Consider the following 287-nt stretch of genomic DNA (forward strand, 5'->3'; position numbering starts at 1 on the left):
CGTAACAAGGTAACCGTAGGGGAACCTGCGGTTGGATCACCTCCTTACGAAGAGCTCGTAAGTGTTCACACAGATTGTTTGTTTATCGAAAAATAGTTAAGTCCCCTTCGTCTAGAGGCCTAGGACATCGCCCTTTCACGGCGGTAACAGGGGTTCGAATCCCCTAGGGGACGCCATAAAATGTGATGAAGCTATTTTTCAAAAAAATTATGTTTGTATTTATTTGATATTCGAATGAATAGAAAGATAAAGCTCTTTAACAATTAGGAACAAGCTGAAAGAAACGA

The 287-nt window shown here is 40.8% G+C and carries 1 tRNA gene; it reads left to right on the forward strand.

The window, feature by feature from the left end:
- Nucleotides 1-100: 100 nt before the first annotated feature.
- Nucleotides 101-176 (forward strand) — tRNA-Glu (locus H3T83_RS11330).
- Nucleotides 177-287 lie beyond the last annotated feature (111 nt).

It is taken from the genome of Gilliamella sp. M0320 (assembly GCF_016101635.1).
Classification (GTDB): Bacteria; Pseudomonadota; Gammaproteobacteria; order Enterobacterales; family Orbaceae; genus Gilliamella; species Gilliamella apis.